The 22,260-nt window shown below is 32.8% G+C and carries 27 protein-coding genes; 1 reads left to right on the forward strand and 26 read right to left on the reverse strand.

Going from position 1 to position 22,260, the window contains the following annotated elements; all coding sequences use genetic code 11:
• Positions 1 to 438: 438 nt before the first annotated feature.
• The 22 genes from ISU02_RS02665 to ISU02_RS02765 form a co-directional block, all read right to left on the reverse strand.
• Entirely contained in the window at positions 439 to 1,068 is a 630-nt protein-coding gene (locus tag ISU02_RS02665) for a hypothetical protein (RefSeq protein ID WP_194700225.1), read from the reverse strand.
• Between the two features lie 27 nt (positions 1,069 to 1,095).
• Complete coding sequence (locus ISU02_RS02670) at positions 1,096 to 1,512, reverse strand: hypothetical protein (RefSeq protein WP_194700226.1); 417 nt, start codon at positions 1,510 to 1,512, stop codon at positions 1,096 to 1,098.
• Between the two features lie 95 nt (positions 1,513 to 1,607).
• Positions 1,608 to 2,333: a hypothetical protein gene (locus ISU02_RS02675; protein ID WP_207736151.1), complete on the reverse strand. Its 726-nt coding sequence runs from the start codon at positions 2,331 to 2,333 to the stop codon at positions 1,608 to 1,610.
• 63 nt (positions 2,334 to 2,396) lie between these two features.
• Entirely contained in the window at positions 2,397 to 2,843 is a 447-nt protein-coding gene (locus ISU02_RS02680) for a hypothetical protein (protein WP_194700227.1), read from the reverse strand.
• Positions 2,844 to 2,887: 44 nt separating this feature from the next.
• Positions 2,888 to 3,124, reverse strand: a complete 237-nt coding sequence (locus ISU02_RS02685) for a hypothetical protein (RefSeq protein WP_194700228.1) — start codon at positions 3,122 to 3,124, stop codon at positions 2,888 to 2,890.
• A gap of 464 nt (positions 3,125 to 3,588) precedes the next feature.
• Complete coding sequence (locus tag ISU02_RS02690; protein WP_194700229.1) at positions 3,589 to 4,779, reverse strand: DUF4932 domain-containing protein; 1,191 nt, start codon at positions 4,777 to 4,779, stop codon at positions 3,589 to 3,591.
• A 263-nt stretch (positions 4,780 to 5,042) separates the two neighbouring features.
• On the reverse strand, positions 5,043 to 5,495 hold the full coding sequence (locus tag ISU02_RS02695; protein ID WP_194700230.1) for a hypothetical protein: 453 nt from the start codon (positions 5,493 to 5,495) through the stop codon (positions 5,043 to 5,045).
• A gap of 15 nt (positions 5,496 to 5,510) precedes the next feature.
• Complete coding sequence (locus ISU02_RS02700; protein ID WP_194700231.1) at positions 5,511 to 6,401, reverse strand: hypothetical protein; 891 nt, start codon at positions 6,399 to 6,401, stop codon at positions 5,511 to 5,513.
• 98 nt (positions 6,402 to 6,499) lie between these two features.
• Positions 6,500 to 6,928: a hypothetical protein gene (locus ISU02_RS02705; RefSeq protein WP_194700232.1), complete on the reverse strand. Its 429-nt coding sequence runs from the start codon at positions 6,926 to 6,928 to the stop codon at positions 6,500 to 6,502.
• A 65-nt stretch (positions 6,929 to 6,993) separates the two neighbouring features.
• On the reverse strand, positions 6,994 to 7,731 hold the full coding sequence (locus tag ISU02_RS02710) for a DUF4367 domain-containing protein (RefSeq protein WP_194700233.1): 738 nt from the start codon (positions 7,729 to 7,731) through the stop codon (positions 6,994 to 6,996).
• Complete coding sequence (locus ISU02_RS02715) at positions 7,718 to 8,218, reverse strand: RNA polymerase sigma factor (RefSeq protein WP_194700234.1); 501 nt, start codon at positions 8,216 to 8,218, stop codon at positions 7,718 to 7,720. Before ISU02_RS02715 ends, ISU02_RS02710 begins: the two co-directional genes overlap by 14 nt.
• A gap of 177 nt (positions 8,219 to 8,395) precedes the next feature.
• Positions 8,396 to 9,007: a hypothetical protein gene (locus ISU02_RS02720; RefSeq protein WP_194700235.1), complete on the reverse strand. Its 612-nt coding sequence runs from the start codon at positions 9,005 to 9,007 to the stop codon at positions 8,396 to 8,398.
• A gap of 61 nt (positions 9,008 to 9,068) precedes the next feature.
• Positions 9,069 to 9,518 (reverse strand): hypothetical protein, encoded by a 450-nt coding sequence (locus ISU02_RS02725; protein ID WP_194700236.1) that lies wholly within the window; start codon positions 9,516 to 9,518, stop codon positions 9,069 to 9,071.
• 97 nt (positions 9,519 to 9,615) lie between these two features.
• Positions 9,616 to 10,026: a GFA family protein gene (locus tag ISU02_RS02730; RefSeq protein WP_194700237.1), complete on the reverse strand. Its 411-nt coding sequence runs from the start codon at positions 10,024 to 10,026 to the stop codon at positions 9,616 to 9,618.
• Positions 10,027 to 10,095: 69 nt separating this feature from the next.
• Positions 10,096 to 10,599 (reverse strand): GNAT family N-acetyltransferase, encoded by a 504-nt coding sequence (locus ISU02_RS02735; protein WP_194700238.1) that lies wholly within the window; start codon positions 10,597 to 10,599, stop codon positions 10,096 to 10,098.
• A gap of 91 nt (positions 10,600 to 10,690) precedes the next feature.
• A complete protein-coding gene (locus ISU02_RS02740; RefSeq protein WP_323985003.1) occupies positions 10,691 to 11,281 on the reverse strand; it encodes a zeta toxin family protein in 591 nt (196 codons plus the stop codon).
• 6 nt (positions 11,282 to 11,287) lie between these two features.
• Complete coding sequence (locus tag ISU02_RS23715; RefSeq protein WP_207736153.1) at positions 11,288 to 11,482, reverse strand: hypothetical protein; 195 nt, start codon at positions 11,480 to 11,482, stop codon at positions 11,288 to 11,290.
• The gene (locus tag ISU02_RS24090; protein WP_267459411.1) at positions 11,482 to 11,610 is read right to left on the reverse strand and encodes a hypothetical protein; all 129 of its coding nucleotides are present in this window, start codon (positions 11,608 to 11,610) and stop codon (positions 11,482 to 11,484) included. Before ISU02_RS24090 ends, ISU02_RS23715 begins: the two co-directional genes overlap by 1 nt.
• A gap of 77 nt (positions 11,611 to 11,687) precedes the next feature.
• Positions 11,688 to 11,849 (reverse strand): hypothetical protein, encoded by a 162-nt coding sequence (locus ISU02_RS02750; RefSeq protein ID WP_194700240.1) that lies wholly within the window; start codon positions 11,847 to 11,849, stop codon positions 11,688 to 11,690.
• Positions 11,850 to 11,934: 85 nt separating this feature from the next.
• Entirely contained in the window at positions 11,935 to 12,552 is a 618-nt protein-coding gene (locus ISU02_RS02755; RefSeq protein WP_194700241.1) for an NUDIX hydrolase, read from the reverse strand.
• Positions 12,553 to 12,688: 136 nt separating this feature from the next.
• The gene (locus tag ISU02_RS02760; protein WP_194700242.1) at positions 12,689 to 16,384 is read right to left on the reverse strand and encodes a DEAD/DEAH box helicase; all 3,696 of its coding nucleotides are present in this window, start codon (positions 16,382 to 16,384) and stop codon (positions 12,689 to 12,691) included.
• A 754-nt stretch (positions 16,385 to 17,138) separates the two neighbouring features.
• Positions 17,139 to 17,504, reverse strand: coding sequence for a hypothetical protein (locus ISU02_RS02765; RefSeq protein ID WP_194700243.1), 366 nt, complete (start codon positions 17,502 to 17,504; stop codon positions 17,139 to 17,141).
• A gap of 99 nt (positions 17,505 to 17,603) precedes the next feature.
• Between ISU02_RS02765 and ISU02_RS02770 the strand changes: the two genes are divergently transcribed.
• A complete protein-coding gene (locus ISU02_RS02770) occupies positions 17,604 to 18,398 on the forward strand; it encodes an IS91 family transposase (RefSeq protein WP_456071377.1) in 795 nt (264 codons plus the stop codon).
• A 304-nt stretch (positions 18,399 to 18,702) separates the two neighbouring features.
• Here the strand turns inward: ISU02_RS02770 and ISU02_RS02775 are convergent, their stop codons facing one another.
• The 4 genes from ISU02_RS02775 to ISU02_RS02790 all read right to left on the reverse strand — a co-directional run bounded on the left by ISU02_RS02775 (position 18,703) and on the right by ISU02_RS02790 (position 21,899).
• On the reverse strand, positions 18,703 to 20,055 hold the full coding sequence (locus ISU02_RS02775; RefSeq protein ID WP_194700245.1) for a hypothetical protein: 1,353 nt from the start codon (positions 20,053 to 20,055) through the stop codon (positions 18,703 to 18,705).
• A gap of 161 nt (positions 20,056 to 20,216) precedes the next feature.
• Positions 20,217 to 20,780 carry a hypothetical protein gene (locus tag ISU02_RS02780; protein WP_194700246.1) on the reverse strand — a complete coding sequence of 188 codons (564 nt, stop codon included), beginning with the start codon at positions 20,778 to 20,780 and terminating at the stop codon, positions 20,217 to 20,219.
• Between the two features lie 194 nt (positions 20,781 to 20,974).
• Positions 20,975 to 21,436: a hypothetical protein gene (locus ISU02_RS02785; protein ID WP_194700247.1), complete on the reverse strand. Its 462-nt coding sequence runs from the start codon at positions 21,434 to 21,436 to the stop codon at positions 20,975 to 20,977.
• 1 nt (position 21,437) lies between these two features.
• Positions 21,438 to 21,899 carry a DUF4760 domain-containing protein gene (locus ISU02_RS02790; protein ID WP_194700248.1) on the reverse strand — a complete coding sequence of 154 codons (462 nt, stop codon included), beginning with the start codon at positions 21,897 to 21,899 and terminating at the stop codon, positions 21,438 to 21,440.
• Positions 21,900 to 22,260 lie beyond the last annotated feature (361 nt).

Here is a 22,260-nt window from a genome sequence, read left to right on the forward strand (position 1 = left end):
TTATGAATAATAAAGGCTTTGATTGATATTAACATCAGCGATGCAGTCTGCGCTAAATAGCCCACCAGAATACTATTCACAAACATAGTTGGACGATTGTACGGCAATGTATTTAAAAATAGCTCAACATTCCAATACAAAAAGCAACAAATGGTTAAACTCAAAACAACCCATAAATTGAGGGATTTTTTTTCGTAGGTAATATACCCAATTGTCAAAAAGACGATCACTAATGAAAAACATAAGAATGAGATAAACTGATCTTGAGTTACTACAATTGGAATATCGGGTCCTAGAAAAAGACTCGCAATACTGTGCATAATCAAATTTAAAATTAAAATAATTGAAAAAGCTAATGATAGATTCTTATTATAATTTAGGTGCATTTCAAACCTCATTTCTGACTTTAGAATGACTGTATATGGATTCGTTTTGATGTCAAGTATGATCGTGCCCGGTATTGTACGCACGATGCTTGTCATGAGCATTCATGATCTGCTCAAATCGCTCTATATCGTTATCTTCAATGGACAAACGTAATACTTCAAACGTGTTCATGAAAAAAAAGGTTTTGGTGATTGTAACATACACATAGACTGAACTTATGTCATAAGACTCAATATTTTCAATTGGGAATCGCCTGCCCTCGTGAAATATATAGGTATCACTTATTCCGCTCAATGATGTGTGCGTCATAAGACCATTTATAATGGTTAATAGAACTGTTATGCCAAATGATGTCAGTGCAAGACTGCGCTTTTGGTATGCAAGATAGAAAACAATTACTGTTAGCACTACCATTAATAAGGTCAGTATTAAGATGACGATGTCGCGTTTAATGACGATCTCTAACGTATCTTTTCTGCGGGTTTTAAAACTTTTTATGGTCTTAATTAATAAGTAGAGATTCAACAGAAATAGGATGGCCGCAACCGTATGATCTGATTTTAAAAATTCAATTTGTGTGGGTGATAAAAATCTAAATACAGATATGTACAAAAATGAAATTATGAATACGATTGCTACAATTGAAACGATAGTAAGTATTTCTAAATTGACTTTACGCATAGATTCCTCCTTTGTGTTACGATATTGTTATCTAACTGAACTAAATGCAAATAGCAAGAATGTTGCAAAGCTTAAAATGGCCTTTCTTTTGTTTGCAATAATATGATACTTTAAAATGATTTCATCAACTTCTGTGGGTTTGTAAAAATCACTTTTTAAAAACGTATAGTATTTTTGTCTCGATATTCCTTTTATAGAATGCGCACTTTTAAACGCTTCATAATCGTCGCTATGAAATGTATGCACATAGCGCGCAATTGTATTTACTTTAGAATAGATGACTCCAATCTCTATGGGGATTAATGCAAAGGTTAATATAAGTGTGACCTTGGCATTGATGAACAACAGAATAGCTAATAAAATGCAAAAAATGAGCAATCTGGTGATATCCTTTATTTCTTTTTCTAAAAGCGTGCGTGTTTCTTCTCGCGTCGTTTTTTTCATTTATTTTTCCCCACGATTAAAATAGTAACTTAATGCGAAATGATCTCAAATGGCAACAAGTTCACCGCTTGTAAAAACGCTTTACGCTCATCGCTTTAAACCGGTAAAAGGGTAATTAAGAATCCTCCAGCAATTAAACTTACCAAATTAGCGACGATAACATATTTAATTACAGGCCACTTCCCTTTTTCTCTAATGAATAAGCTAAATCCAACTATTTCAGCAAGAAATACGAAGAATTCACCATGAACTTGATATAGGATTAAATAGCCCCCTAAAAGGGTACTCCACTTAATGAGCCAAATATTTAAAACGCCTTGGGTCAATAGATTAATAACGAGAAATACAATCCAGCTTCTTTTTTCTCTAAATTTATAAAACCAAAACACAATGGCTTCAATTAAAAGTGTGAGTATCACACGGAGCGATACAATTAATGCCGACCGAAATGGATATCTGCCATAGGTCAATGTTTCCTTAGAAATATCTAAAGTGAGCACTTCGTTATAACGTCTTAGCCTCTTATCGAATGTGCATTCAAAGGTTTTATCTTGTGTTGTCACTCTAAACGTATAATGACCATCTGTTTGCATATCTTGTGAATAGAAAATAAAGTAGCCTTCCCATGCCGTTCTTTTGAATTGGGCTTTTGGCTGATGTTCGTTTGAAACCATCACAATGGAGATGTCATCTGTTGGATTATTGACTAAAATAAGCAATGAAGGCGGCTCCATAGAATTTGCAAATGCAACCGATGCGTTCAGTCCGATCCCAATAACGAGCAGGACTAAAAACCTTGAAAACTTATGTATGTTAAACATTTGATCATTTCCCCCTCTGGAATATCTTCATCTACGTCAGTTTTAAAAACCTCTTTGTGATCGTTAATTCATTATAATATTTTCATTAAATCGCAGACAATTGCCATTTTTAAATTCAATGACGAAGTCTTCAACTTGTCCTTGTAATTTCACAACATTTTCTAAATCAATCTTTATACGGACATAATCGCTTAATTTGAGGGTTCTTATCAATAATTGGCCATTTATCCAGATATCTAACCAATAAACGTGATTTAGGTCATCATCTATTTTAAACTGCCCCTTTCCACCTGAAACGTAATCATTTAATAATGCGATGACATATACTTGTGCTTCTTCTCCATCTAAATCAAAATTTAGGCAAGTTTCTCTAAAGACCGTAGGGCTACGATGGTGTAAGTTTGATAATAGATCATAGATTTCTTGATCGGCAGGTGATTCAGTTTCTTTTATGCTTTTCTTAAGCGATTCTGTTATAAGTATTCTTTGGCCTCCTATGGTGTGTATCATTGTCGCCTCCGTTTTAAATCATATTTTATGGCCACTTAATGACTCTATGGCGTGTATCTGACAATGATCAGAATGACGATCAAGATGGATATGACGGCATCTCTACCAATTATGATCCAATTTCTCTTCTCTTCTAAAAAATGATTTAAATTGGATATGATTGAACCGCCTAAGGCAAAACTCAGACCAATTCTTGGCGCTCCTTTTATAAATGCAACTACGCCCAACATATATAAGACAATATAAGTCATCAATATTATCTGATTATATTTTTTTTTCATTTGAGCTCCTTTCTTTTGGATAATGCTCGAATGTAATTACTGATACGCTTCGACCTTTACACTTATGACTCATTTTAATCCATATCAAATACAGATAATAGATATTGGGATTATTTTGTCTTACTACTATTATAGAATAATTATTGACAAATAGGTATTAAAAAAGGATTAGAAAAGTATAGAAAAAAGTTCTGCTTACCTATTCTCTTAAGTCTAGTGAATAGATATATAGAACTTTTTATGATTAATTTATAGACGATGGTCAAAAAAGCAAAAGATGCTGAACTGGCAGAGTTTAAAATGAAACAACATATACTTAATGTGCGCAAGACATTTGAAGACAATTTTTCACTTTTGATCTGATTTCAATAAAAAAAAGGCGCTTATCTTCTATTGAGAAAATAAGGCCTTTTTTTAGTTGTGTCAAATCACAAAATATTTGATCTTGGCTTCTTCGTATTTTATCATAAGTTTTCAACGATATTATGAATAACTTCAGGTAAAAAGCTCTCAATATCGTCATAACGATCTCGATTAACCTCATACTTCGAAAATGATTCATATACGTCAAGCAATTGATCAAATCCACCAAAGTTCATTTCCTTTTCTAAAATATGAGAAAAAGTATAAACTTCACCATATATCTGCTTATAAATTCGGCATTCTATAGCCCTTACTAAATATTCATCTAATTGTCTATTTAAAGGCATGTTTTTATACATAGGACTATTGATGAGTGTCTTTGGAAGTGCAACACCTTCATCAGCCATTTGATCTGCGATAGATTTAACCGTATCATTGATATGCACGTGAAGTAATTCATGGATCAATGTTTCCAGCAGAGTATCATAGTCAAATTTATATGGATTTTGATCGAAAGAATTTGGAGATTGGAAAGATATCGCTTGAATTTCATCCCCTTCTGTATAAGTGAAAAAACTTGCCATGGAAGGTCTAAAAATTGTAAGAATAACTTGATAATTGAAATCGTTATCTTTTTTTACGCCGATATAGGCTGCCATTTCATGAATCAGTTTTAACGCTTTTTCATCTTTAGATTTTTTTATTGTATAAGTCTCTAATGAGTTCTTTAAAACACTGTTTTTTTCAAAGAATTCATGTGCTGCTGTATCTGCATAAAAAGACTCTAACCCATTGATAAATTCAATAATTGCTTTGTCTTCTTTAAAATGATCTTGTCTATATATCGTATTGATTCTATCCAGTCTAACTTTTTGGTTGACCACTTCAGTTGCGTCCAAACCGTAGTAGCCCAAAATAACGCCGATGGCATCGCCACTTATATCTTCACCATGAATGTATGGTTTGCATTTTTGGATGAATTCATGATCCGAATACGCTGAAAAGTATTTTTTTGCACTTTTATATAGAGGTGTTTTGTCTGTGTCAGGCAGTAGGATATGGCTGTCAAACTCTAAATTGAGTGCAGATGCAATGATATATGTATCTAGGATTTCACTCGTTCTGATGGATAATCCATTTGAATACTGCTCTTTGTTTTGAATATCCACAATGGTTTTAAAATAGTCTTTTGAATCCGCACTAGATTTTGAACTGACTTGTGCAAATAAACCTCCCCATGTGCATAACAGTAAAACCAATATCATCAGAGTTGTTATCAATTTTTTTTTCATTTACTTTCTCCTCAATGCTTTGTTATTCTCACTCTATTCTCAAAAATATTATACTATACATTATACAATACTTATTTAGAAACGGGTATTAAGAAAAAATTAAATAGATCTTCCATAGCCTTATTTAAATTAGGCATTCGTACTCAATACGTTCTTTTTTTAAGCTGACAGTTTATGCTTTTACCATATCTTTACAAATAAAACGCTCACAATCTAATAAATAGGACATGAGCGTTTTTTAACATTTATGATTTTAGAGCGTTCTACTCCATCTTTTTAAGTTCTGAAATAATACCCTCAAATGCGATTTTAACTTTTGCATTATGCACTTCAATTTCTTTTCTAGAATAATCTCGCATTAGAAAAGGTTTGCTGTGTTCGTGTACTAAATCAGCAATTTGACGACGTAAAGAGACGTTAGTAGTCTCTGTACTCAGTATTTGAGCCAAAGTTGATGAATACAAATCTAGAGCATCAGCAGCTGTTTCCTTTTTTACAATTTGTAGCAAATATGCATTATATATTTCTAATATGTCTTTGATGCCCTCTTTGTGTTCTAAGTCATAGGATTTATCATTGACATCTATTTGGAAATTACTTTCTATATACTCTTGATTTCTATCAAATAACAGAATGTCTTTATTTATGAAAAACTCAATTGCAATAATAGCAATCAGCATGATTATAATCGCCAAAAATAACTTCTTGCCTTTCATGATATCTCCAATCGTCTAATATGAATATAAATATCCCGGTTCTCCACCATGCCAATTCCCAGCTTTTCCAGTTGGATTAGCGATGTTCAAGTATTTAAAACATTGTTTAGAATCAATCCATTCTACGCTGGTCGTATATTTTGAGTAACATTTTGTAACCATATTACTTGCTGTTACAAAGTCAACTCGCATTAGATCAGATAGAACCATACTTTCCATCATATCTCTCAATGCATTACGATCCAGTAAGCTTAATAAATCCCAGCCGAGGCTGACACAAAACCCGATAACACCACCTCCAATGACACCTTTTATCCCTGCTTTTTTACAAATGAGGGCGGACGCCGTAGCTGTTGTTCCTGCATTTTTAACCATTTCGAAAAAGCTCTTATCAGTAGACAATGCATATAAAGTGGCTACGACGTTATAGGGTAGAAAGTCAACTTCCAGCGTATAAACACCAGATATCAGTTCTCCCCACGATAATGGTGTTCCATTTGAAGTCGTATCTCTAACCCATGAAACCCCTTTAGAACCGGTATAGGTACAACCATTAATTGCCGATCTAGAAGTGACTGATGCAGATTCAAATTCTTGACTGTATCTGCTGAAGACTTGGTATTCTGGGGATTTAAAAGAATTATTTAGTGCAATTACCCGTTCAAGAGCGTCATACTTTTCTTCGGAACGCCACATAGAGGCCTTTGTCGAGAAAATAGATTCAAAATAGAGATCGATATCTTTTTCACTTGAACTGTTAATGATATCCATTGTTAATCCACTTGCTTTTTCCAGATCAATATAGATAGAATCTTTAATATTATTTTCACGTGTATCTGCTATTGCTAACAAACTTGAATTCATCATTAAAAAAGTGATCAATACTAATGCTAATATTCTTTTCATTTTGCTCTCCTTTGATGACAATAATCAATGCTACTATACATGAGATCATCATTTTTTATAGTTTGAAATTACACAATTCATCTGCCTGTTTTCAGGTTTTAATATACCTCTTCGTCAGAAATATAATACAAGTTATCGACGAGTATACTGTCTCTGTACACATATCCAAATACTTTATATCGATATGAATGGTTCTTCACAACATACCAGCTTTTATTCCAGCTGTTTATTTGGGCATATTCTGTTTTTGACCAAGACTTAATGGTTTGCCAAGAACCATCTTTGTATTGTTGAAGATAACCGTTAATGACTATTTTGTCTGCATCTTCTGTGTTTATGTAGGTAGCTGCTTGCGCTTTTCCTGATGAAGATATGGCAAAATTATTATTAAATAAACTTGTACTCACAAACCTAGTGGTCACTTCAAGTGGTTGTTTCAACTCCGTTCCTGCAAATACAGATGTAGACAGTGCATTGAGTAGTATAACAATCAAAAGCAGTGAAGACATTCTTGATCTTTTGTTCATATAAAATCCCTCCTTTCATCATATATAACAAATTATGGAGGGATTTTGTTGCATGTTTTTTGAAATTAATTATTTTTTTTCAAACTTCTTGCTATTTTTAGCATTTCTTCTTTACTTGCATAACCTTTCAGATTTAAAATCCTATCAAAATCTACCCATGCAATCATGACTCTGTCCTCTTTTTGGATGAGGAGTCCTTTAACGCCGTTGATATCTACCTCTGCTACTTCAGCGCCCTCTGTATCAATCTGATTGGATGAGTTGCTGTCAGATTGAGCAAAAATAATTGTTTTATTGTCATTGACATAATAGAGATATAGCATACTGCTTAGATCATCCAAATGGCTATAAGTATACCCTTTAGGAAGATATTCTGGGTAGCAGTAACTTTCACGATTAATTTGAGGCACATATATAGAATTATCCGCGGATATTTCATCTATAACTTGAATCTCCGTATATTTTTCTTTGTTTTCAATAAACATGTTAAATACGCGAGTTCGTATAGACTCAACAGAAAACGTGATCACTGACAGCACTGTAATTAGTGCAGCAACAATTAGAGCAACACGAAATGAACGCCTTCGCATCCGTTGAGTAAAAGCTTTCTTTTTTATAGATTTCTCCAAATTCTTATTGTACTCATGAAACCATTTGTCTAGAGATTCTGGCACTTCTATTGTACGATATGTTTCTTTATTCGCTTCTAAAGTACCAATGAGATTTTCAATATAGGCTTCTCCTATGGCTTTGTAGTAGATTTCCATTAATTCTTTATTCGTATTTGGATTATTCTCTTTCATAATCTACACCACCAAGAATTTTTTGAAGCGCTTTTTTTGCTCTATGTAATTTACTGCGCACACTGGATTCCGTTATTGACAATAATTCGCTGATTTCAGTATTTGTAAGTTCATGGACATATTTTAATGTCATGATTTCTGCATATTCTTCTTTGACTAGAGCAAGCTTTTGGGCAATTTCCTTATTTTGGTCTAGTCTTAAAACCACGGATTCAGGTGAAAAATCATCATTGTCTTCTAAAACATTTTCTAGTTCTTGTATATTTGCCATATTATAGAGCTTTCTTCTAGAGTACACATTAAAAGAAAGATTCTTAACTATGATAACAATTAAACCTCTTGTTTTGTTGCACTTTACATCTAAATTTTTATGAATGTACGGAGTTACCTTAATAAAAGCACTCTGAACAACATCTTCAGCTTCATGTGGATCATTGAGAATACTATTGGATATTGCGAACAGTTCTTTGCTATATAAGTGGTACATTTCTTCCAATTTTGTCCGCGTTACCTCGCATTCGATAGCCGATAAAAATATGAGAATAAGATTACCCCCTTTATGCTATGCGTATTGTATCTTCCACCACGATTTGTCCAAATTGTGGAAAGCTGTTCAAACTTTTAATCACATCATCTCTTACAGGGTCATTATCTGAAATAAGGTCTATGTGTCTTCACCAACTTCAAACGCTCTTATATGTAAGCCAAAACGCTCTACTAATGGTCTTAGATTTTCGATACTTTCACGATTCTTGCTGTATATCGACATACTACAGTCAAAAGAACCTCTAACGACCACTTCTAAATCTATAAAATGAAATAGCATAAAGGCTTGCTCTCTGATGTTTATTTGAACAAGCATTTTCAATAAATCGAAATCATCTACTAAAAAATAATCTGTTACTTCAGCATTATTTAAGTGTAGCATTTGATTTACCCATAAATGTTTTTCATATCGGTCGAGTTCTTCCAGTATATTTAGATGCTCGTAATCTTTTAAAGCCTTATAATCCATTTGAACAACTAACTTGGACTTCTGAGTCATATTGAACAAGGTGTAAAACAAATCAACGTACTTGTGCTCGTTTTTTAAATTCAAATCTCTAAAATCAAAATTCTGTTGTTCTACCTCTTCTAGAGTCAATATACGTGGAAATAAGTCTATCATGCCAGACGCAAAGTGCTTATAGACGTCATCTTCATCTAAGCGAATGTCTAATAATGTCTTCTTGTATTTTTCAACCTCTATCTCATTAACAATTTCTAATAATTTCATTTTCTCCCCACTTATCAATGTCTGTACGTAAACCATTTTTTTATCCTAAATAATGCTCCTGTCAATTCTGCGGTACGGTTAAGTTATACTTGTACGTAAGATATAACCTATTGATTTCATCAAACACAGCAGCACTCAATTTATATTTTGTGCCATCTATATTGATCAGGTTATTTTCGGAAATGAGAAAACCCATTTCTCTGTCATCATTGTAAAATGCAATATACAATGGCCGATCTAGTGTACAATCTGTACATTCTATTAAAGCATTTTCGTTAAACAGATCTTTAACTTGATTTATAATTTCAGGATCTGTTATTTGGATGCCCTCTCTACTTGGAATGGAAATACTTATCTGGTTCGTGTGCTCAATTTTCAAGATGATTTTATTTTGATCATCAATTAATACGATTGCTCCATTATGAAATGCGCTAAAGGGTCCAAATACGAAAAAGACGATTAAAACCACAATAGCCAAGATAATCTTAAAAAACAGTTTATAATTTTTCATTAAAATCGCTCCATTATGCCGTTTCTAATAAAGTCTTACTTAAAATCAACGCAACCTATATAATTCTTTCTTTAGATTCTGTCACCATTTCAACTGACTATTTATCTTTTGTTGGAAATCTTTCGTATTTATCTACGTTTTCTAAAGATTCATCCCAATTTGCTTTGTTGGACATAAAGATATGACCATCAGGTTTTTTATCTAGTTTGCTATCTAAACTTCCTGCCGGGACAACGACCAATGAGCCATCCATTTGTAAATTAGGTAATGCTGAGCCGCAGATACTGCAAAAACCTTTCACATGATTTGTATCTTCCAATTGATAGGTTTTCACATGCTCTTTACCTTTGAGCCATATTAACTCTGCATGGGTTGAAAATAAATTTGCGGCATGTGCTGACCCCGAATCCTTTCTACAATATTTACAATGACATAAATAAAAATCTTCAAATTCTCCAGTTATTTTAAATTTTACGGATTTGCATAAACATGAGCCTAAATATTCCACTTGGCATACCTCCATTTCTCCAATGATTGTGTTGTCTCTATTTTCTGTGCTAATGTGATAGAACGACAATTATGACTTAATGTGATATTTCTTTACCATTCCTTGCTCTGGCCACTCTATATCTCCTGCATATTGCATCCCAATTTTAATTAATACTTTATCAGAGGCTACATTTTCATAGTTAACCGCGGCTAAGACCTCGTCAAGATTTAACTGGTTCAATCCAAATTCTAAGATCGCTTTTGCAGCCTCAACGGCATAACCATTTCCCCAATATTGCTTATCATAACCATACAATATTTCTAATCCGTCTAAAATGCTGCAATACTGAAAACCACAATAGCCGATATACTCGTTTGTCGCTTTTAAAACGACGGCGTATTCTTTTGCTGTGTCATCAAAATTTTCACATCTCTTTAAGTGTTTTTCATAAGCTTCATCACGCGCTAACTTTGTGACACCACCTGTAAATTGAGTTACAGTCTCATCTCTTCTCATTTTCCATATAGAGTTAAAATCCTCTATAATAGGATCTCTAATAATTAATCTTTCTGTTTCAAGATATACTTTCATGTGATTTTTTGCCTTTCTAAAACATTTAATTAGGAAAGTTTCTCATAAGTTCGCGAAGATGTTGAGGATTACCTAAGTCGTCTTGGAAATTTCAAGCTGATTCAAGTGCGTCACTTATGAAGTCATATACTTTTGCCATTTCTTCTTCGTAGTGTGTTTGAATCATAAAACAGCTTATTTCAGCAGCTTCACATTTCTTCATCAAATTCGTGTGATCATGAATAAATACCTCCTGTGGACGATCTTCTTCATAGTCTCTTGATTCTGCAATATGTCTGTACTTTATAATGCCAGAATTATAATTTGCCTGAATATACGATTCTGAAAAGCATATAAACACAGGCAGTATGTGATCGCAATAGTCTTGAGACAAATCTTTTAAATACTCAGGGAATATGTAAGCGCCTTCAATGACTAAGTCTTGCTTGTTTTCTATAGCGGTCATGATGATCCCTTTCAGTATGGGCCAAAGCTTCTCACCTATATGCTCATCCGCATCTAATGGCGTAAACCCACAGTTTATATCTGCTCGGTATAAACCCATTTTTATGTGATCTATAGAGTAATAAGAAATATGATGATTCTCCAGTATCTTTTGAGACAACAATGTTTTTCCAGTACAACTGGCGCCACTTATTAATATTACCATAACTTTCTCCTGCGACTTACAATTTCGATAAATTTGTCACTACAACACCTTGCGACCTTCGTATTTGCCATCAACATAATCCTTTGCTGATTTCAAACTACAGTTAGTCAACGCTCTACATCTTTTGATCGCTTTTATCTTTTCACCCTCTTTTATTAGTTCACAAAAGATTTCATCTTTATCTACTAGAGCAAAATTGACTAATGTAGGTTTTTTATTTTGAATGCCTAACACTAAAAGGCAAATCCTAATGCAGTAAACGAAAACCCTAGTACTGTTTCCTTTGCGATAAATTGAGCTATGGCTGCTAAAAAGAATACGCCTGAAGCTACTAAATAACCTCTATTAACTTTTCTAATCATTTGGTCCTCCTACGAATGATATGATCCGTTAGACAATAAGCCAATGGCTTTATAACCACTGGCTCTATGGGTACCAACTATTCACTGTGCTTTTTCATTTTTAACTTAACAGAAACTAAAAGTATAACGACAATTGTCAATGGGATTAACAAACTATATGATTTCAAGCTAAAGCTCTCTTCAATACCGCTTACAACTATGTAGAATAGAACGCCCATTAGAATATTTTTGTAATTCATTTCTTGTCCCCTTTGCATATTTGATCAGTCAATTATAATTAAAACATAATAGTGTGGATGATACAATATCTTTTAGGTTGAACTTTCAATCAAATAGGGTATATTTTACATCGTTGACTATAGAATCTACACACATTTTGAGTTGTTCTTTTGTCACTCTACCAGAAGATAATGTTGGTAATTTATCCATCTCAAAAAAACCACTCTCTTCGGTTTCTACGTTAGCTTTAAAACTACCCTCTTTTACTTCACATTGGACGAATGCCTTGTAAACGCCATATGCCGTTACAGGCTGATTATGCATATTTCTATTTAATAGAGCAATGAGTTTGATCGGTTTTACAACTAACCCAGCCTCTTCCTCTATTTCTTTCATTACATTTTCTTTGATGGATAGATTATAATCTGCCCACCCCCCTGGCAGTGACCACTTGCCATCGGATTTCTCTCTTACTAATAAAATTTTATGATCTGTATATATAACACCTCTTACATCTACTTTTGGGGTTTGATAGCCTTTTTCATTACAGAATAGGTCTTTTATTTTCTTTTGATCCATGTCTGTGTATTCATGAATAATTTCCACAGAAATATCGCGAATTCTTTGAAATCTTTCTTTATCAAAAGCATCTTTTGTATACGTTAACCCATTTTGTGCAATGGATTGCAATTCTTTTGACCATGTTAACCACTTTGGTTCCATTTTATTCTCCTTTGTATAATAAACTTGTTGTTGATAAAATGCTTAAATTGGTTTTGTATTCAAATGTTCTGGATATTGAGACAATCACACTACCATACAACGATTTCGATTGATATTCTTCTTTAGATTTTTCAAATTACTCGCATTCAAAGTAATTGGATGCCAAAAGAAATATTCTCGATTGAGTCCATATCTTTTGATCGCCAATAATATAAAATCTATATCTTGCCCGAGTTGCTGCTACGTTAAGAATATTTTTGCTTACCCAATACACTGCCCCCATGGCATCTTTGTCACATCCTAAGACAAAGATCACCTCATTTGCTTCTTTGCCTTGAAATTTATGCACAGTACCAAGACTTTCATCCAACCACTCGTCGAACAAAGGATCACTTTTTAACGTATGATTTGCTTTTAAAATCGATCTTATGCCATTTACGACAGTGGTAAACGGTGAAATGATATATAAGCTCGGTTTTGTATCAGATAAGTCATTAGCGTGTGCTTTATAAATTTCAAAACTTTTTTTAACCATATCCAACACGGCCTTGCCTTGTTCAACAACATAATGATTCTTTTGCCCTACTTCACGTCCGCCAATGTTTAGCCAACAGGACTTATTTTTGATAAACATTTTTTTTGCAGACGAACTTGCTTCTTGTGTTTTATACTTCATGGTTTTGCCATAGGACAGTTCATTTGATAATCCAAACATCGGATTTGTACATCTACGATGAACGACCAGTGGACATCCTACCCATACGCCACTTTCATTGTCTTCAATAGAATTATGATCTTTAATCCAAGAACCGATAGGATTAATCGCATCGGCGAACATTTGAACAGATAAAGTTTTATCCTGATAAGATTTGAGTAAATCATTTGAAAAAGCTTTCATAATAATTTCACTATCTGAAGTCACCACTGGTTCAACCTGTTTTGGATCACCAACAATAATGGCTTTTCTCGATCTCCATAGTGCCCCCAAAGCTATTTGAGGCGTTGCTTGACCTGCTTCGTCCACAATAAGTAGACCGATGCTATTTTGAGCTTTTATATTTTTTAAAAATGTAGCCGTTGATGCAAATGTGGTTGATATTACAGGTGTTAATAAAAATAAGGTGCTTAATAGTGATGCATAAGCTTCATCCTTGTGCTTTGATGAAAAAGTAGGTATTTCTCCCTCGTTATTGGTCTTATAACCCCACATCATTCCTAGTAGGTTGAAATTACAACGACAAGCATTTGATGAGAGAATGAAATATTTATGCAACTGAAGCGCATAATAAAATAATTTCTCGCGTTCTCGATTAAATTCACTTGTAACCCACGGATTTGTCATTTGTGCATCCGTTGATAACTCATGGTTAGAAGAAGTTAAATTAGTCCAGAATTTATCATCAAGCAATTGTCGTGTGCTTTTTATTACTTCGAGGTCCTTTAGGTATTTGTCAATTGCTTCTTTAAGTGCCGCATTTAAAGCTAAATCTCTTGTTCTAATATTGTTAATCTGATGTTTGTATTCACTTATTTCTTCATTACGTTTTTCAATTTGTAGATCTAATTCAGCCATCTTAGAACTCAGTTGATGATAATAATGCTCTTTCGCATTTAGATTTTTTTTAAGATCTGTCATTTTATCATGATGTGCGAGCAATTCATCCGTAATCTTAAGCTGTTTTATGCGTTCGTTTTCAATAACTGTATATTTACTGGTTTTTTTGAAGATTAAGAACAGAATCTTGTCTATAAAATTGATTTCTTGTTTTAACTCATCTATTGTAGTCTTAATTAAATCAATTTTTATTGTGCAGTTTTCAATATCAAGTTTGAGCAAAGACGTTTGATTTTGAATCTCAGTTTTTTGGCTTTCATTTTGATTAACTTGCTTCCAAAGGTCCTGCTTTTTACTTTCATGATCACTGAGAGTCTTCAAAAGTTTGTTGATTTTAAGCGTTGTATTGCTCTCTTTCTCTTTTAGATTTTTAATTTGGTTCTCGTAGTCTGATTTTTTTTCATCAAAAGTTGCTTCTATATTCATATCACAAATGAGCTGTTTTTTCAGGTTCTGAACAATTAAAAGTTGTTTATTAAACCGATGTCTTGCATCCGTATACTTACTTTCATATTGCACACAATCAGTAGGGTATTTTAACGCATCATTAATAAAATGGGATAATACGTTATAATAATAGTTCTTAATGTTTGATTTTTTCCCAAGAGGTGCGGATATCAAGCCCCAGGTATTAATAAGGTGTGGAGGTGTTTCGTTGTCTCCTGTCTCGCGTTTATGTGCTAACCATGAAAAAAAGATATCAGGCTTTAGTTCTTCTATTTTCTTTTTTTTCGGAGCACTCTCATCATTTAGAGCATCTGGATTCTCACGATATTCCCAATAAGATTCTTTCAGTGGAGACTTAGCAATATCAAAAAGGTTTGCAATTTCATTCAATGCCTTATCAACACCTGTAGCATTGCTTTGAATACCTGCCAGCAAATTTTTTCCATTTGGTAATTCAATTGTAATGTTTTCAACCGCTGCATTATTGTTTGATGCCACCAGCATACTGTGATCATTAATGGCGTCATCTTTAAAATAATAGTATTTTGTGATGAATTTATCATAATATTTTTTTTCACCCTCAAAGTCATGGAAATAAGAAGAACCAAAAGCCTCATCCGCTTTTTCATAAGTGACTAATTTTATAGCACGTTCCACAATGTTATGGGCTATTATTTCTTTTAAAAGCGTTGTTTTTCCGGTTCCGGGTGGACCATTTACTGAGAAAATATTAGGGCTATCTTCAGCCTTTGACAAGTAGTTTATAGCTACTTGCTGCATTAAAGCAGGATTATATTTTGAAGGCCATTTACCAAGAGCAATATTTTCCACAGATAATACTGAACTTAGAGCCTCTTTAGATTCTCTAATGTTAATTCTGCCAGAGTGAGTCGCCTGACTTAATGGATCATGCTTCATCTGATGTCTATGGGTAATATAATTGAGCAAATCTTTGCTCATACCGGATGACTCAAAATCCTTCTTATAATGTTCACTAATCATCATAAGATCGCTGGCATAAAAGCTTCGTGCTAAGTTGCTCACATCATCAAGAAGTTCATCTTCCTTCTCTTTTACTTTTTCATCTATAAATCGTGAATAGACAAACATGCCCTTTTTCGTGGTATAATCCTGAAGTTCTAAAGGGACAATATATGTAGTATATATTTTGGTATAAAGTGCATCAATGAATTCGTTACAAACCTTCTTATCTTCAGGCAAACTTTTTTCTAAATTTTCTACATCTGTTTTGTATGATGTATGTGAAATATCTTTATCTTCTAACTGGGCGTTCTTATGACATTGATGGACACCCCAAACCAACGGAGACAACTGCAATGAACCCGATTCGTAATCACCATCAGCATTTCTTTTGAATGAGAACAGACAGATTGTATCGGTTTCTCTTTCTTGTCTTTTATCTTCTATTCTTAACGATTTATATAATTTTTGTACGATGTTTTCTCTAAAAACTTTGCCATAACACACATGACCGATTGAACTCACTTCTGCATGAAATCTGTAATTTTGTTCCCCTTTTCTGATGATATCGTCAATTTCAAACGAATCGTTCAACGTAGAATATATCGTGAATTTGTTTGACGATACGCCTTTAGAATCAGTGTTATTTTGATTCATAGAGTAATCGCGTATTTTTTCTGTAATTTTCTTACTCATTGCATCTTGCTGTGGAAATTTTTCTTGAGTCAATAACTCAATCGTATACCAAAAATCAATAATTTTACTTGCTGCGTTTTTTATGTCAATCATTATATGCTCCATTTTTATTATAATAACTACAATTACTTAATTTGATACTGTTAAAGCATTTCATGAACATTTATAAATGATCTTTATACGCATTAATACAGCCCATCAAATTTCTGTTTTAAAGATCACATTATCTTCAAAGTTCATCATACCAATATACTGAAATAAAAGGTGTTCATCGACTTACTTCTGTTTTGGTGTCTGACACCTTCAATGTCTTCACATATTCTTATCTTCAAATTCTCCAATTATCTTAAATTTTACGGCTTTACATAAACACGATTTCAAATATTCCACTTGGCATACCTCCGTTTCTTCACTATATGATATTTTTTTACCATCCCCCGCTTTGCCCACTCTATATCTCCGACATAATGCATGTCAATTTTAATTAATACTTTGTCAGAGGCTACATTTTCATAGGATAATATATGAATAAGGAGTGGTATATAATTTTTTTTGCGAGCTTCCTTGTCTAATAAAAAATAGAGGCAAAATCTTCGTTCACATTTTTTCATCAAATTTGTATGATCTTGAATAGACACTTCTGGTGGACGATCCTCTTCATACCCTCTTGATTCTGCGATATGTCTTTATTTCAATTTCAATTAGTCTAAAATCCGCCCAAATATGTAATAAATAGGATGCAGATCAAGGCCTATTATTAAGTAGATAGTTTAGTGAACAAAAAGAGTTAAAAGAAGGAGAACCTTTCTAAACCATCAGCAAGCTTGTAATCATTGATAAACAACTTTTAAATTTTCAGAGGAATATTTTCTAAAAAGTGTCCTTCAACCTGAGCTATATTTACGCCATATTCAATCATTGCATTCCAACTGTCATCTTTCTCTGTTGATATTTCAAAATACTTTCCTTTGAAAATTATGATTAATTCATTTTCATCAAAAGCATGGATATACCAAGTTAATTTAATGTGTTCTTTTAAAATAGAAAGTAATTCTGACATTTTCTCATTAGGTACACGATACTCATCAATATGCCAGATCGGAAATTCATCATCTGGTATTTCTTCTATTCTGCGGGAATAAATATATTCTTTATATTTTTCCAATATTTTATTGTCATCTAAACTTTCTTCAATAATACCTAATCTATACATCTTTTTTCCTCCTCAAATTTTTCATATCCTTGATGAAGTTGCTATCCGTCACCAAATTGACTAATACTTTTAAATAATGGCTTTCACTATTTTACTCGCATTCAAAATAACTATTTACTCTCACTTGTTGCTGATAAAAAACATTTAGGCACTCAGATTGGACTTACTGGTATTTTGCATACTTGGGGACAAACACTTTCTTATCATCCGCATGTTCATTTTATTGTGCCTGGGGGTGGATTGTGTCTTGATACCATGAAATTTAAAAAGACACGAAGAAAATATCTGATTCCTGTTAAAATTATGAGTTCTACTTTTAAGGGAATTTTTATAAATGCATTGAAAAAACTTTTTAAGGAGCATAAGTTGATTGGATGGCACTTTGATGACGATTCAGAGTTTCAAAAGATCGTTGACGTTGTCTATTCAAAGGATTTTGTCGTTAACTGCAAAAGTAATTTTGATTCACCCACACATGTCATTAATTATCTATGCCAATACACTCATCGCGTTGCGATTGCCAATCATCGCATCCTTAAGGTTACCGATCAGTTCGTCACTTTCAAATATAAAGACTATCGAGATGACCATAAAACCAAAACGATGACCCTTACTGGTATAGAATTTATACGGCGATTTTTAATGCACGTACTGCCTTCAGGCTTTGTGAAAATCAGACATTATGGTATTCTCGCTGGCAGAAACAGACACTCTAAGCTTGCTCACTGCCAGCGCATTATGAAAATCATACCTTCTAAAAGATCAAATGCTTTTTCTAAAATTGATTTTTTAAGCAGATTTATGAACGTAGATTTTTATAAGTGTCCTAAATGTCCTCTAGAACCTTCCAAACTACTTTCAATAAATGCTGCAATGCCTTCTCCCGACGGTTAATCATCTGAAACTGAATATTGCTTACTTGTTCAAATGATTGTATTTTCATGGGGAGGGGGAATCTATGTCATCGTATCAATTTTTTTGATGGATCTACAACTGTATTTTTGGATTTTACAAGCTCTTTTCCCTAAATATGTCCTAAAAGAATAAAGAGCAAATCATTGAATACCCAAAGGTTCTGGTGACGCGGCTTCGCTAGGCACAATGTTCCTAATTCACAATTTAGGCCTACTTAGGGCTTATTTTTTTTGTGATTTAGAAACATTACTTTATGCGAAGTGCAAATTACTACTTGTCATTACTAAGAAAATCTATTTTTTTTTTCATCAACGAAATTTGCCCATTCAGAAAAACCATCAAAAACACCACTTGTATTAAATATTTTACTAATTATTATCTCTTTATCAGATGGGTGATCTAAAATATGATAATATATCCCCAACAATTGAATTCCTGACAATAGACAATGATTCCGACTTGAAGAATATTTTATCATTTGTTTTGGAAAGAACTCTTCTATCCTCTCTGAAAGTGGTAAGTCTTTAAAAGCATTTACAATAAGGATACCTTTTGGTGATACTTCTTTTTCAGCAATATAGCCACTTACCCATTTTTCTAACTGTGCAGCATGTTTCTCAGCGGCACTTTTAGATACACCTTTAATTTCTACTACTGCAATCTTATCATCATATTTTATAATTAAGTCATCCCTCCCAGTTTCTCCTTCAACAACGCTGAATCCAATTTCGCTAAGTACTTCATTAACTTTGATTTCAAGTGATCTGCCAGTACCAGTGAATAGCAATTTATTTTCCTGTATTTTCGATAACATTTCTTTTTGTAAAGTAATTCTATTCAATAATGCATTTAATTCTACTTCTGAATCTTTGATGGTGTTTGAAATATCTAACTCTTTAGGTAATAAAAAGGATTCGCTCCATTCGGGTAAAGTATAATCACCATTATCTTGCTTGAGTTTATCTACAAGTAAAATTATTTCCTTCAAAAAATTCATTTCGATTTCTTCATTTTCTTCATCATCTTCAAATTGGGGCAAGAAAATTAGATGTCCCTTTTCAATATTTAAATATGATCCTACAACCTTATTCGTATTCTTTATAAACCAAATTGGAGTTCCAATTGGCTCTCTAAAATACGCATTATACTTTAGAAAATTACTAAATTTTTTGTTAATCTCATTAAATATATCTTTGTTTTTAATTGTAAGATTTGATCCTTGCGCTTCAATAGTATCAATTTCTATTGGGAGAATTGAAAGTAAATCAATATCAGTAACTATTCTAGTAGTTCGTGTGTTCTTACCGTTCCCAGAATACTCACTTTTTCCTGTATAAATATAACATATTTGCTTTATTGGTGTGAAAACAATTATTGTTCTTCCCATTTTAAGTAACTCATCGATTTCTAATTTTCTTCTTTTAATGTCTTCCATAATTCTTACTGAATCATCATTATTTAAGCACTTGTGTCCCATATAATTACCATTCCCTGTGGTAATGCAAGAATATTCTGACAAAATATATTGAAAGTCAATTAATGCAATATCATAATCCAAAAATGAGGTTGCAGACCTAAAAGCAATGTTTTCAGAAAACTCATGATCATAAAACGATCCAATTGTCAAAATTTTCATATTAGTCTCCTTATTTTGCATTTTAGTTAACGTTCCCGCAGTTTTCAACGTTCCTTCCTTTTAACGCCTTAGCGGAAAAAGTGGCGCAAGGCTTGCCTCGCAAGACTTGACAAGAATTAGCTGGTTTATATGATGTTCTCTTCACTTTTAACATTCAATAGCTAATACTCATTCATATTTTTTTCTTCAAATTCTGTAATTCCACCATCTTGATTAATAATATACTGATTTGTTATTAATGTGTAATCATTATAAATTTCAGTAATTATGCTTTCACTTTTTGTTGTCATAATATTATTAGTCGTTACAGTTGAAGACTCAACTGAATTATTAGACATTAATATTTGTATAATAACTAGTATTAACGTAAGAAACGCGTATAATTCGGATCTACTATGCGGCAATAAATCAGCAAGTTTACTTACTTCACCACTTTCATTTTCAATTCTTTCTTGAATCTGATTAATGTCTTCTTTGTTCTTTATACTTGCTCGAATTACGCTTGATAGCCTTTCCAACTCCATTTGTGATACATAGGGGCCACTAAGAAGTTCAATGGTTCCATCCAAAAAATTAAATACTCCATCTGGAATATGTCCCATACCACCACACGAAGGACAAGGACCCGACTTATTTCCTCGAAGAGATATAAGTCTACAGTTCTCAAATTCAAATCCTGATTTAAATATCGCCCCACAATTATCACAGAATGCTGGCATATGCATAAAGCTATCCTCCTTTGATTTATACTTGCCTCTTCTCATATTACGTAAGAAGAGAATTCAATATAACGTTCCCGCAGTTTCCGACGTTCCTTCCTTTTAACGCCTTAGCGAAAAAAGTGGCGCAAGGCTTGCCTCGCAAGACTTGTGACATCGGAAGGAATGTAGGAAAATGACGTGTTATGCGAAGGCAAAAATTAATCTAATGGTGTATTCCCCTCAATATTAATTTTTTCTTCTATATGAGTGCTTGGATCATTACTGAACCAACTATTAAATTGATTTTCTCCAACTTTGTATATCCCGATAGCTAAAATAACAAAAATAAAGGAAGCAAGAACACTGGCACCTACTGAAATTCCAAATGCTTTAATTGACTGTTTTTGAGTGAACTTTTTTACTTCAAAGGAAGTAAATTCATATAATTCTTCCTTGATTAGCTTAATATCACTATGAAGTCGATCATCGCTAAGACAAGAATTATCAAACCCAGTTAAAATGTCACTATTAGGGTTAATTGAATTTTTAGTTTTATATGAATCTATCAAGCTTTTCATTTCTTCAGTATATTTATAAAAGAGTAGTTTTTTGTATATCGCTGGATGATTATTTTCTTTACAATATTCTTCAATCTTATTATATGCTTTAAAATCAACCATACTAATCTCTCCAGTATCTTTTATTGTCATAGTTTGAGTAGTGTTGAACAATTTTTTCCAAACTAAAATATCTCATTGCCACCTCAGAATTTTCTTCAACTGCAAAATATCTAAATTCTTTATAAAATAACATAAAATAGATACTGTAGTAACTAAAAATTATTTCTTCATCAAAAACATGATTTTCAACGCCAATTGCAATTTTTTCAAAATGATTTAAAACATTAAAAAACAATACTCTTGATTTAATTTCATTACTATATTTTAAATCACTAAGTATACTATTATAGTCATTCTTGTCTTGAAAGCAAAATTCCAGAGTATATTTTTTAATTTTTTCGATATTATTTTTTTTCTCACTTTTTAAGTAACGTGCATAGAACATCACCACCAGATATAACACTAGCGAAATGTAAAAGACATTTGGTACTATTTGGTATAAAAACAGTTCATCAAAATTCATAAATCCTCCTAGTATTTTTTATGTATTTAATATTTTTGCTTTTGCATAACGTCCATATTCCCGAACCTTTCTCATAAATATTCCTTCATGCTCATAAAATGTTAATTTTTATATTAATACATATCCCTTACCTCTTAGAGTGGTTCAATCTCTATTTCAAATCCTAGTACTTTTAGCTCAAGAAACCACTACTTCCTCAATTATACACGATGCCCAGTAAAATGGGTATATATAATTGGTAAATCTTTACCCTAAAACAATTTGCTTCATATTTTACATAAAATAAATCATTGTTCTTCCCAAAATCTTCATAAAAAATCCCCCATAATCTATAAATTAGATCATGAGAGATATCTTTTAT

It is taken from the genome of Fusibacter ferrireducens (assembly GCF_015352425.1).
Classification (GTDB): Bacteria; Bacillota; Clostridia; order Peptostreptococcales; family Acidaminobacteraceae; genus Fusibacter_A; species Fusibacter_A ferrireducens.